Genomic DNA, 14,511 nt, shown 5'->3' on the forward strand with positions numbered 1-14,511 from the left:
CGATGTAATTGACCACACCCAACGCCGTTACTGGGTACATCGAAAAGATATCCGGCCCGCTTGTAATTGCAGGCGGTATGGCCGGCGCCTGTATGTTCGATGTCGTTAAAGTTGGCAACGCGGGCCTTGTCGGCGAGATAATAGAACTCAAGGAAGACAAGGCGTCCGTTCAGGTCTATGAGGAAACATCCGGGCTGGCTCCGGGAGAACCCGTCGTCAGCACCGGTGAGCCGCTCAGCGTTGAGCTTGCGCCGGGACTCATAGAGGAATTCTTCGACGGGATACAGCGTCCCCTCGAAGCGATAGAACAAAAGGCTGAAAGCCCCTATATCCTGAGAGGTATCAGCGTTCCCGCCGTGAGCCGTACGCATAAGTGGCCCTTTGAGCCCTGGCTCAAGGAAGGCGACGAAGTAGGCCCTGGGGACTTCATCGGCTCCGTTAAGGAGACGGTGCTTGTCGAGCACAAAATAATGGTCCCGCACCGCGTCAGCGGCAAAATAAAAGAGATAAAGGGCGGCGAGTTTACCGTCGACGAGACGGTCGCGGTCGTCGTGGACGCCAAGGGCAGGGAGCATGAGCTCAAGCTGCTCCAGCGCTGGCCCGTCCGCCGCCCGCGCCCCGTCGTTAAGCGTCTCCCCCCGGAGGTCCCCCTTACGACCGGACAGCGCGTCGTAGACACCTTCTTCCCGATCGCGCGCGGCGGCACCGCCTGCGTCCCCGGACCATTCGGCTCCGGAAAGACGGTCATCCAGCACCAGCTCGCGAAGTGGGCCGACGCGGAAATAGTCGTCTATATCGGCTGTGGTGAGCGCGGGAACGAGATGACCGACGTTCTTCTCGAATTCCCTGAACTTGAAGACCCCCGTTCGGGACAGCCGCTTATGAAGAGGACGCTGCTTATCGCGAATACATCTAACATGCCGGTCGCCGCCCGTGAGGCCTCTATCTATACCGGTATCACGATCGCGGAGTATTTCCGCGACATGGGTTATTCCGTGGCCCTCATGGCCGACTCCACCTCACGTTGGGCCGAGGCTCTCCGCGAGATGTCCGGCCGCCTTGAGGAAATGCCCGGTGAAGAGGGATACCCCGCCTACCTCGGTACGCGTCTTGCCTCCTTCTACGAAAGGGCCGGTCGTGCGATCTGCTTCGGCAAAGACGGCCGCGAGGGCGCGGTCTCCGTTATCGGAGCCGTTTCGCCTCCCGGCGGCGACCTTTCCGAGCCGGTAACGCAGAACACCCTCCGCGTCACCAAGGTATTCTGGGGCCTTGACGCGCAGCTCGCCTACCAGCGCCACTTCCCGGCGATCAACTGGCTTAACAGCTACTCGCTCTACGCGCAGAAGCTCGGCGAATACTGGGACGGCTTCTACGACGGAGAGTGGAGCGTCTACCGCACAGAGGCGATGGCCCTGCTCGAAGACGAAGACAAACTCAAAGAGATCGTCCGTCTCGTCGGCGTCGACGCCCTCTCGAAAGAAGAGCGCATGGTGCTCGAAACCTCTAAGTCAATTCGTGAGGACTTCCTCCACCAGAACTCCTTCCACGAGATAGACACCTACGCGTCGATGGACAAGCAGTTCAAGATGCTGCGCAATATCCTAACCTTCCATCAGCTGGGAATGCAGGTGCTGACGCGCGGCGGTTCGCTGCGTTCCGTCATCGAGCTTTCGATACGCGACGAGATCGCGCGTATGCGTTATGTGGAAGAGACGGATATCGCGAAACTCGACGAACTTGAGACAAAGATAAAAGCCGAACTTGGCAAACTGCTTGCAATGGGAGGTGAGCACGATGAGGTTGCCTGAGAAATATAGAACCATATCCAACCTTTCGGGCCCGCTTATGATGGTCAACAAGGTGCAGGATGTAAGCTATGACGAACTTGCCGAGATCACCCTTGGTGACGGGGAACACCGCCGCGGACGCGTGCTCGAAATAGATCAGGACAGGGCTCTCGTTCAGGTCTACGAGGGAAGCAGCGGCATCGACGTCAATTCGACGGAGATCCGCTTCCTCGGAGACGTCCTTAAACTTCCCGTCTCGAAAGACATGCTCGGGCGTATATTCAACGGACGCGGAGATCCCATCGACGGCGGCGCCGCGATCATTCCCGAGGCCTATCTTGACGTCAACGGAAACCCGATGAACCCCTTCTCGCGTGACTTCCCCTCGGAATTCATTCAGACGGGAGTCTCGACGATAGACGGTATGAACCCGCTCGTCCGCGGACAGAAGCTGCCCATATTCTCGGGAAGCGGTATGCCGCACAATAAAATGGCGGCGCAGATCGCGCGTCAGGCGACGGTCATCAGCGGACACTCCGACTTCGCCGTCGTCTTCGCCGCGATGGGCATCACCTTTGAAGAGGCCTCCTTCTTCATGGAGGACTTCCGTAAGACCGGCGCTCTTGAGCGTACCGTCATGTACGTCAATCTCGCGGACGACCCCGCGATCGAGCGTATCTCCACGCCCCGTCTCGCGCTGACCGCCGCGGAGTACCTCGCCTTTGAAAAGGGAATGCACGTCCTCGTCATCCTCACCGACCTTACGAACTACTGCGAAGCTCTGCGAGAGATCTCGGCGGCGCGTAAGGAAGTTCCCGGACGCCGCGGCTACCCCGGATACCTCTACACGGACCTTGCGACCATGTACGAGCGCGCCGGACGCCTTCGCGGCAAAAAGGGCTCGATCACGCAGATACCGATCCTCACGATGCCTGAAGACGACAAGACTCACCCGATCCCCGACCTTACGGGATACATAACGGAGGGACAGATCATCCTTGCCCGTACTCTGCACCGCAAGGGCATCTATCCGCCGGTCGACGTCATGCCTTCGCTTTCGCGTCTTAAGGACAAGGGAATCGGCAAGGGCAAGACACGCGAGGACCACGCGGACCTCATGAACCAGCTTTTCGCCGCCTACTCGCGCGGTAAAGAAGCTAAAGAACTTGCCGTCATCCTCGGCGAAGGCGCGCTTTCCGAAGAGGACAAGGCCTTCGCTAAGTTCGCCGACCAGTTTGAAGACCGCTATGTGCGTCAGGGCGAATACGAGAACCGTACCATCGAAGATACGCTGCTTCTCGGATGGGAGCTTCTCACCATCGTCCCCGTCCGCGAATTGAAGCGTGTGAGAGACGAATACATAGAGAAATATCTGAAGCCGCTCGTCGCCGCGCAAGAGGATCTCGAACAGCTGGCAAAGCCGTAGGAAGGGGTGACCTCTGATGGCAAAGGCGCTTAATGTCAACCCCAATAGAATGGAGCTCTCGAGGCTCAAAAGGCTGCTCGTCGTCGCCAAGAGGGGACACAAGCTTCTCAAGGACAAGCAGGACGCGCTCGTAAAGGAATTTCTTGTCCGCGCGCGAGCCGTCTACGAGCTGCGCAAAGAGGTAGAGAGAGAGCTCAACGACTGCTACGGAGGCTTTCTCATGGCCCGCGCGCAGACGCTGCCGCAGATGCTGGAGCAGACGCTGATGGCCGCCGGCGGCGACCTGCGGGTCGAGATCGAGTACAAAAATGTGATGAGCGTGCGCGTTCCCGTATATGTGCTTCCCGAACAGCGCGCGGAGCTTAACTATGGTCTCGCGACCTCGCCGGGCAGCCTCGACGTGGCACTTGAGAAGTTCCTCAAAGTAATGCCGAAGCTCGTCCACCTTGCGGCGGAGGAGAAGGCGGTGCGCTCGATGGCCCTCGAGATCGAGAGGACGCGGCGCAGGGTCAACGCCCTGGAGCACGTCATGATCCCCTCCTACACCGAGGCGATCCGCTCCATCTCCATGAAGCTCGAAGAGATGGAACGCTCGACGCTGAGCAGGCTGATGGTTATCAAGGAGATCGTCAGGAACCACTAACGGCCTCCTGACAAAAGATAAAATACGGTGCGTCCATTGGGCGCACTGTTTTTTATTTTTAGATTATAATAACAAAGAGACTACTTGGGAAAGCGGTGAAAAATATGGAATATATCGATTTTGGCAAAACTGGAATGAGGGTGTCGCGCTTTGGCCTCGGCTGCATGAGGCTGCCGGAGGAGCTGTCCGAGGCGGTCGGCATCGTCCGCTGCGCCATCGACAGCGGCGTAAATTATCTTGATACGGCTTATATTTATCCGGGAAGCGAGGAGATCGTCGGTAAAGCTCTTACGGGTGGTTACCGTGACAAGACTTACCTGGTGACGAAATGTCCCGTGATCCATGTCAGCAAATACGAAGATATGGAAAAATTCCTCGACGAGGAGCTGCTGCGCCTCAAGACCGATTACGTGGACATCTACATGCTGCACAACCTCAGCCCCGGAGTCTGGAAAAAAGTTAAGGATCTGGATGGCTTCAAGTTCCTTGAGGAGATGCAGAAGAAGGGCAAAATACTGCACAAGGGTTTTTCTATCCACAATACATTTGAGGCCTTCAAAGAGGCCGTAGACCTGTATAACTGGGATATGGCGCAGATACAGCTCAATATCCTTGACGAAAAACCGCAGGCCGGCGGCACCGAAGGGCTGAAATACGCCGCCTCGCGCGGACTGCCGGTCACGATAATGGAGCCGCTGCGCGGAGGTTCGCTGATCTCCGACCTTTCGCCGGAGGCCAGGGCGCTGATTGAAGACTTTCCAGTCAAACGTTCGCTTGCCGAATGGGCCTTCCGCTGGCTTTACAACAAGCCGGAGGTCTCCGTCATCCTCAGCGGCGTTTCGACTATGGAGCAGCTCAAGGATAACCTGCGCATATTCGAGGATACCGCCGCCGGGGTGATGACGGAGGCGGAAGAGGAGCTGATCACGAAGCTGCGCGAGACCTTTGAGATGCAGAAGCGGATCGGCTGCACGGACTGCAAATACTGTCTGCCCTGTCCAAAGACGGTGCTCATCCCGAGCGTCTTTTCCTATTACAACAAATACATGCTGACCGGGGACGAATCGCTCAAAGAGGCTTACCGTGCGGGACAGAGAAAGGCCGATAAATGCGTTTCCTGCCACCTCTGTGAAAAGCACTGCCCGCAGGGGCTGAAGATTGCGGAGCTGCTCAAAGAGGCCCACGCGGTACTCGAGGGATAACGCGGAGGCGCCTGTCTCTTTACCCTTTAGATTATGTTATAATATCCATTCGGAGTATCTAATCCAGCCGCCGGCGCATCGCGCGGGAGGAAAGTCCGGGCTCCAAAGGGCAGGATGCAGGAGAAATTCCTGCGGGTGCGAACCCAGGGAAAGTGCCGCAGAAAAGCAGACCGCCGCGGCGACGCGGTAAGGGTGAAAAGGTGGGGTAAGAGCCCACCGGCCGTCAGGGGAACCTGCGGGCCTGGCAAACCCCATCCGGAGCAAGGTCGAATAGGGAAGGCTGAGGCGGCCCGCTGACTTCCGGGTATGACCGCTCATTCCCGTATGCAAGTACGGGGTTAGATAAATGGCTGGAGGGAGCGAAAGCTCTTTACAAAACCCGGCTTATTGGGTGCTCCGTACGGCGCCGCGGACTGCATATTGCAGCCGCGGCGCCGTTGTTTTCATGCGCATGTTACCGCCTAGTACTCATACTTCCTCACGATTACTAAAAAACAATATCCGTGAGTACATCTAGTATTCGCCGTTGTGGACTGCACGATTTATAATACCTTTTTATTTTGAATAAAATTGGTCTGTGAGGCGCCTTGTGAAAATGCTTAAATGGTTTAAAATGATAGAGAAAAATGATGTTCGATTATAAAGGTGGAGTCAGCGTGAAGGCTGGAGATACCAGATATGCCGTATCTTTGGGGGTACGTGTCGGGTTTATATTTCTATTGTCGCTTCTGACCATAATATTTGTAGCCTATTATATACTTTCTGAAAATTTTCACAATCAGCTGACAGATTATACGGTCAAACTTATACAGGCAATGGTCAATCAGGGTGTGGAGACCGTAGAGCATCAGCTGGAAACAGAACAGAGATATGCCGTTTTTTTGGCGGACTCTCTTAATCTAACCGCTTCTGGCGGGGCGAGCGTCAAGTTCCCCGCGGTCTCTTCTGGACGCGGCGAGCTACGTTTTCTCTATGTCACAAAAGAAGGGACGACTGCGTCGGACGGACGCCGGCGCGACGTCAGAACACGCGGGGATATACGTGCGGCCTTTGGCGGCAAAACCTCAGTCTACGGCCCTTATTTTAATGAAGAAAATGAATTCGTGGTCTGCTATTCTGCTCCCGTGAGGCGTGGAGAAAATGTCGTCGGTGTGTTAAGTATTGAGAAGGACGGCTATCTTTTCTGTAAACTGATAAAAAATATCCGCTTCGTTGACTCTGGAGAGTCATATATCATTAATGCCGATGGGACCGATATAGCTGTCAGCGACCCGAACCATATCGACTGGGTAAATTCCCAATATAACGCAGTGAAATTGTTGACGGAACATGAGGAACCAGTTACACGCTCGGTGATGGAACTGGAGAGCAAGGGACTTGCCGGCGAATCAGGAGTGGGCACCTATTACTGGAAGGGAAGCATCTGCTATGTGGTCTACGCGCCAATTCCTGCCATGCACTGGGTGCTGCTGGCGGGGCTGCGTGAGGTGGAGATCGCCAGTATGACGCAGTCCGCCCTCTATTCCGCGATTTCAAACGGTCCGGCGCTTAGTATATGCTTTGTTATTTTTATTCTGCTAAGCGGATTGATTGTATATTGGATTATTTCTAGTATGAAAAAGAATGCCGAGATTAACGAGAAGCTGGAAATTATTGCCAATCACGATTCACTCACAGGTCTTTTGAACCGGCGTTTTCTTGAAACAAATCTTTTGGATTCGTGGAAATACCCCATACGTGTTTCTGGGCAGGCGGCTGTCTTTATGATGGATATAGACGATTTTAAGAGATATAACGACGCTTTTGGACACCAGTATGGTGACCGTTGTCTCTGTCGGGTGGCAGGCCTTTTTAAAAACGCCTTTAACGGGTATGACGCGGCTGTGATGCGATATGGCGGCGAAGAATTTCTTACCGTTGTATTTTCTGTAGATAGAGAAGCGGCGCTGGAACTTGGAGATAATATCTGCCGGTTGGTAGAGAACGATATGATTCCCAACGGTTCTGATGGCGTAGTTACCGTCAGTGTTGGTATCTGCTACGTGGTTACGACGCTTGACATGCCGTTGTATAGTTGTATTCGGATAGCCGACGAGGCCCTATACATGGCGAAGAAGGGCGGGAAAAACAGGACGGAACTTCTATCCCCAAGCTCTGAGATTACCGCGCCGCTGTGACGATGCTCTCGGACATGGGCGGTCGTTTGCTCTGCTATACAAATATAGATTGGATGCACAACTGGACGGAGGCGGTGTGTGCCGCTTAACGATCCAGATATTGCCTGCGTTCCGGGTAAGACTGCGGCCCGACTTGTTGTTTACCCATGGTTCGGCGGCTAAGAGCTTGGTTCCTGCATTTTTATAGATGCATGGAAATTCCGTTCATAGCTTTTCTCTGTCGCTTTTCTTCACAACCTTTTATTGCCGAGACTATCAAAGATTCCGGATCGGTACCCTCCTCCGGACAACGGACAAAATACCAGTCAGCGTGGATATACTCCCTGTTTTCCCTGATCTTAGTCTTCCAAAGCAGCTCCAGGGATATACCTCTCGCGATATCTCCCGCCTCTTTCATTTCCATTTTTTCAAATATCGCCACCGCATAGCCCGCTTCGCCCATTCTGGCGGTAATGTGCGGACTGTAAATATAATCCCGAAGACAGCGCATCGTGTGTTCCATATATTCGTTCTTCTGTTTCTCATCCATAATGCGCGCAAGCCGTATATATTCGTCCATAGCAAAATAGATGATAGTATATTCATTTTTGCCGCGGCTGGCGGCGAGACGCTTTAGCTCTTCCAGAAAGCCATCGCGGTTTAAAAAGCCCGTCTCATGATCAAAGCTCAATATGGAGGATATTTGCCGGCGCTGTCTTAGCGTGATATAGAATAAAACTATGCAGCCTGACAACAATATAATGACAAACGCGCCGCCGCCAAAGAGCAGCAGCCTGCCGCGCGGCGAAATCCATCCGCCAATAGGCCTGATCATCAGCGTCCATTCCGTAGGCATATAAAAGGTACACCTTTCAGCGTCAGAGAGGTCGTTATGCGGATCGGAGGCCTCAACGACCTCTTTGTTTCCATCCTGCGGAGAGACTCGCCAAAGCTCATACTCATAGCCGCTTTGCCGCAGATAGGCCATATTCAGCTGTTTTAAGACATAATCGGCTTTGGCGGCGACAATGACCTCTCCTAAATAGCGTTTGCCCTCAAACATGGGATGGATAAAAAAGAAGCAGCTTCCTTTACCATCTATATCGACAGGGCCTCCGACAAAAGAGCCGCGAATTAAACGTGACAAGCTGAAAGCATAGGGATATTCCCGCAGCTGCCGCCCGATCTCCTCGGTAAACTTGCCTTTCGGCCAGATACTCACGACCTTATCGTCCGTCACTAGATAGGCGCAAATCGCCGTCTCTTTTTTGAGTATTTTATCCGCGTACCGCAGAAAAAGCACAGGATCCGCCGGTGCCCTCTTCATCATCTCTGCCAGCTCTACCGCCTTATTCATGCCGCCAAAAAGCGTCTCCTGTAGATTCCGGCGCGTCAGCTCCAAGACTACGCGCGCGTTTGCCCGGCGAAAATCTTCAAAGCTGCGGTCAAACCAGAAAAGAAGCGCCACCGCCGCGAACAGGGAAATGACCGCGGCGCAAAAGACAAACCATGTGCGGCATTTATCATATCTCACGGAAATTCTCCTTCGAGTAGATGTGATATGTGCCCTTTCCATGTTGTTTTACATAGTAGAGCGCCTGGTCCGCGCTGCTGACCAGATAGTCGAGCTCCGCCCCGCTTTTGTACAGCGCTACGCCGATGCTGCAATGGATCATAATGTCTTCGCCGAATTCCGCCAGCGGAAAATGCAGACGAGACGCCAGCTCGCCCAGCACGCGGCGCAGTTCGTCAACATTTTTCAAGCCGGTCAGCAGCATGACGAATTCATCGCCGCCGTAACGTCCGGTCAGCCCGTCAAATTTCTTTTCATATTCACGCAGGATATAGCCGATATTTTTGAGTGCGAGGTCTCCAGCTCTATGTCCGTAAGTATCGTTGAGTTTTTTCAAATCGTCCAGATCTATAAAACAGAAGGCCGCGACATCTTCGCTGCCGACAAGGTTTTTCAAACGCCCGTTGACCTGGCTGACAAAGACGGAGCGCGTGACTACGCCTGTAAGGCTGTCGGAGAGGCCGTTGCCCGTCAGCTGCAGCACCTCATTAAAATCGAGGTTATGCGGATTTTCATCTAAATACAGCTTTCTCTCAAGCATCTGTACCGACTGGATCAGCGAATCGACGGTCATTCGCTGAGAGCGCATGTAGCGGCTTACAAGCCAGGCAAAGAGGATGAAAGACAGAATGAAGATAATAACGGCCGGTATATCGCCCATCAGCTGCGACCAGTAGACAGTCCAGAAATCTGTCGTCACGATGATACTCCAGGAAGTATTTTCCACTGGAGAGTATAGTGAGTAATAGAGGTTGGGCAGGCGCAGAGCCCAGAACCCGCCGTCTTTTCCCCCCAGCAGATCCGCCTCGATCTTATTCTTAGTATTGCCAAAGAGCTTAAATTTTCCCAGATAGTCCAGATAGCTGTTCCCGTAACGTAATTTGTCGGTGACAGACATCATCTGATTACGCGAACCCAGCATTGTCGCTTCGACTCCGCTTCTTCGGGACGCGCCGACCAGCAGCCTCTGTATCTCTTCAAAATAAATCGCGCAGAAGATACTGCCGGAGATTCTTCCGTTCCAGTAGAGCGGGACCGCCACGGTATAATTGAGCGTCACACCGTCGGCTCCGGCGGCGAAACTGTCCGTCACCTGTACTTTGCCGGTTGTGAACAGCCGCTGCATGTATTCGCGGCTGGCCAGGCTGGTGGCTCCCCTGGCGGAATATACGTTTATATCCTGGTCCACATAACGGATCATCATATAGCCGAAATGTTTGTTGATTTGGTCCAGGCTGTTCACTTTGCCCATATATGGAAGAGACGGGTCTCTGTACTGCTCTTGGGCGGCACAGGACTCCAACAGCCGAATTGACTGTTTTATCCGATATTCAATTTACCATTTCGCGGCATTCATCGTCGTTTTAGACGTCCACTTCATCTCTTCGAAGCTGTGATATATCCCGCCAACGATGAAGGTAAGAAGTATCAGTATGCAAAAAATGAGGTTGTATTTAAAGACAGGCTTGTATGATAATAGGAATTTTTCGCCTTTCCTTTTGTCTGTTTTCAACTTATTCCCTCCTGTCAACCGTTGAGTTACACCAACATGCTGCGTACAACTTCGAACCATATCTGCAATAGTTTCCATTCTAACACCACCCAAATTGTAAAGCAACATGCCGCGTCCGGTCGTAATCATCAGATTTCACACGGCAGCCTGTATAAAATAGCGCGCGGAACTGCTATCGGGGAGGCGTCATGTGTAAGTGGCCGAGCGAATTGGCAATGCGCGGTGAACTTTCTCCTTTGAGCCCTTCTATTTGTGTTTAGCCAAGAAAACACGCGGATAGTTGGCGAAAACTATTATTAAACGACTTGGCGGGAGCGCTTGCATTATAGCGACTCAGAGCTGCCGCGAATATTTATCCCGCCAGTATATAAGAGTGGGACTTTGGCGGTGTAGCTGCCCTTGGACAGCAAGATATTAATATTTTTTAATTGAATACGTAAAATTACCTAAAAAAAGCAAGAATAGATGATTTGTTTGTATGCATACTTTCAGGCAATATTTGCTCTAAAGAGGCATAAAAAGTAGTTAAAATTCGCTTACAGACTGCCTTTTCTAAACAATAGGTCTATAGACCCTATTATGTTCACCACTTTGGATTCCTTTGCGTTGCGGAATCAACTTTGAGAGTATAAGGTGTTATAAAGTGGGATAAAGTGGTAGAAAGTGGGTGAATTGTTGATGCTAGTGGGAAGTTATAACCATAAACTGGACGGTAAAGGCAGAACAGTGCTTCCCGCTAAGTTCAGAGGCGAACTTGGTTCTACCGTCGTCGCGACGATAGGCATCGACCGCTGCATAGCCCTTTATCCCGTCCCGCGCTGGGAAGAGCTGCTTTTGAAGCTCAAAGACCTCTCCTCGTTCAAGAAAAAGGCGCGCGATTTTCGCCGCGTACTTCTTTCGATGGCGACGGAGCAGGAGATAGACGGCGCGGGCAGAATACTGATACCGCAGATCCTTCGTGATTACGCGGGCGCGAATACTGAGATCACGCTGATCGGCGCGGAGGATCATATGGAGATATGGGATACGGCGAAGTGGGAAGAGCATCGCGCAGAGGTGCTTCTTGATTTCAGCGATATGGCAGAGGAGCTTGACGACGCGGCGGACGCGCCGGCTGGATTTCCTCATAAGGTAAATTAATATGTCCGTAAAAATGGATGGGAGCCGCATACTATGAGGGAACATCTGTCTGTAATGCTGAATGAAGTTTTGGAGGCCGTCGGCGGCGAAACGAATGTCCGTACGGTGGTGGATGCGACGCTCGGTCTTGCGGGACACAGCATTGAGATACTTAAAAGGCATCCGGAGGCGTTTCTTTACGGCTTCGACCAGGACGCCGAGGCCCGTGAAATCGCCGCGGAGCGGCTCGCCCCCTTTGCGCCGCGTTTTGAGATTATCGCCGATAACTTTAGGAACATCGGCCTGCTGAAGGAAATAGATGGTTTTAGTGGCGCGGACGTAATCCTCTTCGACCTTGGAGTTTCGAATTTGCAGATCAGCGAGCCTGAACGTGGTTTCTCATTTCAGTATGACGGCCCGCTCGATATGAGGATGGATGCCGGCGACGAAGAGTCCTGCCATCCGAAGGCCGAGGAGATTCTGCGCACCGCCGGCATCAAGGAATTGACGGAGATTTTTCGGGATTACGGCGAGGAGCGCTACGCCTTTCAGATCGCGAAGGGCATCGTCCGCCACCGCGAGCACGGCGGCGAGCTGCACAGCACGACGGAGCTTGTAGAGCTTATAAGGAAGATTCTCCCCGCTCCCGTGCAGCGCAAGATGGGCGGCCATCCGGCGAGAAAGATCTTTCAGGCCCTGAGGATCGCCGTCAACGACGAGATTAACGCCCTCAGTGAGGCGTTGGATGGAGCGGCGGCGTTGCTGAATCCCGCTGGAAAGATAATCGTCATCTCCTACCACTCGCTGGAGGACCGCATGGTTAAGCACCGCTTCCGTAAATGGAAGGAAGAAGAATTGGGAGAGCCGAATCCGCGCAAGGCTCTTTTGCCGGCCGAGGATGAGGTCGAGGCGAATTATAAGTCGCGCAGCGCAAAGCTCAGGATATTTGAGAAGTATGAAGAAGACGAAAAAGTGGAGGATGAATTTTAATGCGTTACAAGGAACACAAACATGAAAGCGAGACAAAGCATTCGTCGCTTTTCGTAATAAGTTTTCTGTGCGTATTCCTCTGCGCGGCGGCGCTTGGAACGCTCAGACTTTATGGCCTTTATCTTGAACACCGTATTTCGGAGACCGCAAGAAGGATAGATCTCTGCAAGGAGGAAAATCTTGTCCTCTCCCGCCGCTACGCGCAGCTTCTCTCTCCGGCGAGGGTCTATAACTATGCCCGCCGTGATCTCGGCATGAATAACGCCGAGAATATAAAGGTGATAAAGCTTGATGAGCAATCGGTAAGGCTGGCGCAGGCGAAGGAAGAGACTGTGGAAAAGGGCGGGTTCATCGAAAATCTGAATCCCTTCGTAAAGCAGGCTCATGCCAAGAATTAGGAGAGAACCTGGGGACGAGCGGCGCCGTTCAAAATCGGTGTGGTTCGCGGCCTTTATAGTTTTGACTATACTGGCGGTTGGCACGGCTAAGGTACAGCTCTGGCCCGACCGCCGAATTGTCTCACAGTCCCAAAAACAGTACTGGGCGAATGTCGCGGTGAGCGCGTCGCGCGGCAGGATAGAGGACCGCAGGGGGGTGCCGCTGGCAATATCGGTACCCTCCACAAGTTTTTTTATCGACCCCAAGTATTGGAACCCCGCGAGCGCCGACGTGCTTAAGGGTACCTTCGGAGCGGCGACGGCAAAAAAGTTTTCCCGTGAGCTTCCCGGGCGTTTTTACTGGGTTGCGCGCAACATTCCCAAGGAACGGGCGGACAAGCTTGCGCAGATGAAGATCCCCGGCCTTTATACTTTATCCGAAAAGAGAAGGATGTATCCGCATGAATCGCTGGCCTTCCATCTGTTGGGCTTCTGTGATATAGACGAATACGGACAGGCGGGTGTGGAGCTCTCCTGGAATCACATTTTGTACTCGCCGCCGCGCACCCGTTTTCTGACACGTGACTCCAAGGGCAACGCGATGGATACCATGAGCGGCAAGTCCGGCGTCGTAAAGGATACGGCCGGTTCGATCAAGCTGACGGTCGACTCGCGCGTGCAGCAGATCCTGGAGTGGCGGCTCAGCGAAGGGGCTAAGGCGGTCGACGCCGGCTGGGCCTCCGGCGTCTGCGTCGATCCCTACACCGGCGAGATAATCGCGCTCGCGAGTTATCCCACCCTTAACCCCAACGACAGAAAGAATCTCGTAAATACAAACGCCGTACGCAACAACGCCGTGGGGCGCGTATTCGAGCCCGGCTCGATCTTTAAGCCGATAACGATGTCGATCGCGCTGGAGACCGGCGCGGCCGGCAGAAATACGACCTATACCTGCCACGGTACGATGAAGCTCTTCGACCGTACGATGAGCGACGTCAACAGAAGGGCCCACGGCAAACAGGACCTGACACATGTCCTGATGAATTCGTGCAATATCGGTATGTCCCTGATGTCTATGGGGGTGCCTAAATACCAGGCTTATGGTATGCTGAAACAGTTTAGCTTCGGCGAGAAGACCGAGGTGGAAATCGCCGGCGAAGAGTCTGGGCTGATAAAACAGCCGGAGGAATGGCTAGGCACGGTCCCCGCGAACATCTTTATCGGCCAGGGCATCGCTGTCACGCCGCTGCAGATCGTTATGGCGATCTCAAGCATCGCCAACGGCGGTATGCTGCTTAAACCCTATGTGATCGATGAGGTGCGCGACAGTATGGGTAATGTGATTCACAAGGGAGCGCGCCGCGTACGTTATCAGGTCGTCTCCAAACAGACCTCGGACTTCATCAGGGAGGCAATGCGCCGGGTGGTGGCCGAGGGCGGCGGTAAGCTTGCCAAATCGGAGAAGGTGGCCATCGCGGGAAAGACAGGCACCGCGCAGATCGCGGCTTCGGGACAGTATGCGAAGGGGCAGTACGTCGCCTCTTTCGTCGGTTTCTGGCCCGCCGAGAAGCCGCGGTATGTGATGCTTATCAGTATCGGCGAGCCAAAGGGCGCGCGCTATTACGGAGGGCAGATCGCGGCTCCGGTCTTTAAATCGATAGTGGAAGACATAGTTCAGATATCTCCCGGAAAGATATAGGGGGCGCCGTTAAAACGGCAATTTAA

General features: G+C 53.5%; 12 protein-coding genes and 1 other RNA gene. 10 read left to right on the forward strand and 3 right to left on the reverse strand.

What is annotated here, in order from left to right:
* Positions 1-8 precede the first annotated feature (8 nt).
* From LIO98_RS09795 to LIO98_RS09820, 6 genes are all read left to right on the forward strand, one after another.
* Positions 9-1,808, forward strand: coding sequence for a V-type ATP synthase subunit A (locus LIO98_RS09795; protein ID WP_291956265.1), 1,800 nt, complete (start codon positions 9-11; stop codon positions 1,806-1,808).
* Positions 1,795-3,213, forward strand: a complete 1,419-nt coding sequence (locus LIO98_RS09800; protein ID WP_066744511.1) for a V-type ATP synthase subunit B — start codon at positions 1,795-1,797, stop codon at positions 3,211-3,213. The genes LIO98_RS09795 and LIO98_RS09800 overlap by 14 nt, the downstream gene beginning before the upstream one ends.
* A gap of 16 nt (positions 3,214-3,229) precedes the next feature.
* A complete protein-coding gene (locus tag LIO98_RS09805) occupies positions 3,230-3,856 on the forward strand; it encodes a V-type ATP synthase subunit D (protein ID WP_276796772.1) in 627 nt (208 codons plus the stop codon).
* Positions 3,857-3,960: 104 nt separating this feature from the next.
* Positions 3,961-5,058, forward strand: coding sequence for an aldo/keto reductase (locus LIO98_RS09810; protein WP_291956269.1), 1,098 nt, complete (start codon positions 3,961-3,963; stop codon positions 5,056-5,058).
* A 51-nt stretch (positions 5,059-5,109) separates the two neighbouring features.
* An RNA gene (gene rnpB / locus LIO98_RS09815) (RNase P RNA component class A) lies at positions 5,110-5,460 on the forward strand.
* 227 nt (positions 5,461-5,687) lie between these two features.
* On the forward strand, positions 5,688-7,235 hold the full coding sequence (locus tag LIO98_RS09820) for a sensor domain-containing diguanylate cyclase (RefSeq protein WP_291956272.1): 1,548 nt from the start codon (positions 5,688-5,690) through the stop codon (positions 7,233-7,235).
* Positions 7,236-7,416: 181 nt separating this feature from the next.
* Here the strand turns inward: LIO98_RS09820 and LIO98_RS09825 are convergent, their stop codons facing one another.
* The 3 genes from LIO98_RS09825 to LIO98_RS09835 all read right to left on the reverse strand — a co-directional run bounded on the left by LIO98_RS09825 (position 7,417) and on the right by LIO98_RS09835 (position 10,300).
* Entirely contained in the window at positions 7,417-8,748 is a 1,332-nt protein-coding gene (locus LIO98_RS09825) for a hypothetical protein (protein ID WP_291956274.1), read from the reverse strand.
* Positions 8,738-10,039, reverse strand: coding sequence for a diguanylate cyclase (locus LIO98_RS09830; RefSeq protein WP_291956277.1), 1,302 nt, complete (start codon positions 10,037-10,039; stop codon positions 8,738-8,740). The genes LIO98_RS09825 and LIO98_RS09830 overlap by 11 nt, the downstream gene beginning before the upstream one ends.
* Positions 10,040-10,123: 84 nt before the next feature.
* Entirely contained in the window at positions 10,124-10,300 is a 177-nt protein-coding gene (locus tag LIO98_RS09835; protein ID WP_291956280.1) for a hypothetical protein, read from the reverse strand.
* A gap of 678 nt (positions 10,301-10,978) precedes the next feature.
* On the opposite strand from LIO98_RS09835, the gene mraZ reads away from it, so the two are divergent.
* From mraZ to LIO98_RS09855, 4 genes are read left to right on the forward strand one after another with little or no spacing between them, the layout of a single operon-like run.
* Positions 10,979-11,440: a division/cell wall cluster transcriptional repressor MraZ gene (gene mraZ / locus LIO98_RS09840; protein WP_291956332.1), complete on the forward strand. Its 462-nt coding sequence runs from the start codon at positions 10,979-10,981 to the stop codon at positions 11,438-11,440.
* A 33-nt stretch (positions 11,441-11,473) separates the two neighbouring features.
* Positions 11,474-12,409, forward strand: a complete 936-nt coding sequence (rsmH, locus tag LIO98_RS09845; protein WP_291956283.1) for a 16S rRNA (cytosine(1402)-N(4))-methyltransferase RsmH — start codon at positions 11,474-11,476, stop codon at positions 12,407-12,409.
* Positions 12,409-12,807 (forward strand): hypothetical protein, encoded by a 399-nt coding sequence (locus LIO98_RS09850; protein ID WP_291956286.1) that lies wholly within the window; start codon positions 12,409-12,411, stop codon positions 12,805-12,807. Before rsmH ends, LIO98_RS09850 begins: the two co-directional genes overlap by 1 nt.
* A complete protein-coding gene (locus tag LIO98_RS09855) occupies positions 12,794-14,485 on the forward strand; it encodes a penicillin-binding protein 2 (protein WP_291956289.1) in 1,692 nt (563 codons plus the stop codon). Before LIO98_RS09850 ends, LIO98_RS09855 begins: the two co-directional genes overlap by 14 nt.
* Positions 14,486-14,511 lie beyond the last annotated feature (26 nt).

Source organism: Cloacibacillus sp. (genome assembly GCF_020860125.1).
Lineage (GTDB): Bacteria > Synergistota > Synergistia > Synergistales > Synergistaceae > Cloacibacillus.

Bases quoted from the DNA above. Each gene is read 5' to 3' on its own strand.
- LIO98_RS09800 (WP_066744511.1), top strand. From the start codon at position 1,795: ATGAGGTTGCCTGAGAAATATAGAACCATATCCAACCTTTCGGGCCCG.
- rsmH (WP_291956283.1), top strand. From the start codon at position 11,474: ATGAGGGAACATCTGTCTGTAATGCTGAATGAAGTTTTGGAGGCCGTC.
- LIO98_RS09850 (WP_291956286.1), top strand. From the start codon at position 12,409: ATGCGTTACAAGGAACACAAACATGAAAGCGAGACAAAGCATTCGTCG.
- LIO98_RS09855 (WP_291956289.1), top strand. From the start codon at position 12,794: ATGCCAAGAATTAGGAGAGAACCTGGGGACGAGCGGCGCCGTTCAAAA.
- LIO98_RS09805 (WP_276796772.1), top strand. From the start codon at position 3,230: ATGGCAAAGGCGCTTAATGTCAACCCCAATAGAATGGAGCTCTCGAGG.
- LIO98_RS09820 (WP_291956272.1), top strand. From the start codon at position 5,688: ATGTTCGATTATAAAGGTGGAGTCAGCGTGAAGGCTGGAGATACCAGA.
- LIO98_RS09830 (WP_291956277.1), bottom strand. From the start codon at position 10,039: ATGGGCAAAGTGAACAGCCTGGACCAAATCAACAAACATTTCGGCTAT.
- mraZ (WP_291956332.1), top strand. From the start codon at position 10,979: ATGCTAGTGGGAAGTTATAACCATAAACTGGACGGTAAAGGCAGAACA.
- LIO98_RS09810 (WP_291956269.1), top strand. From the start codon at position 3,961: ATGGAATATATCGATTTTGGCAAAACTGGAATGAGGGTGTCGCGCTTT.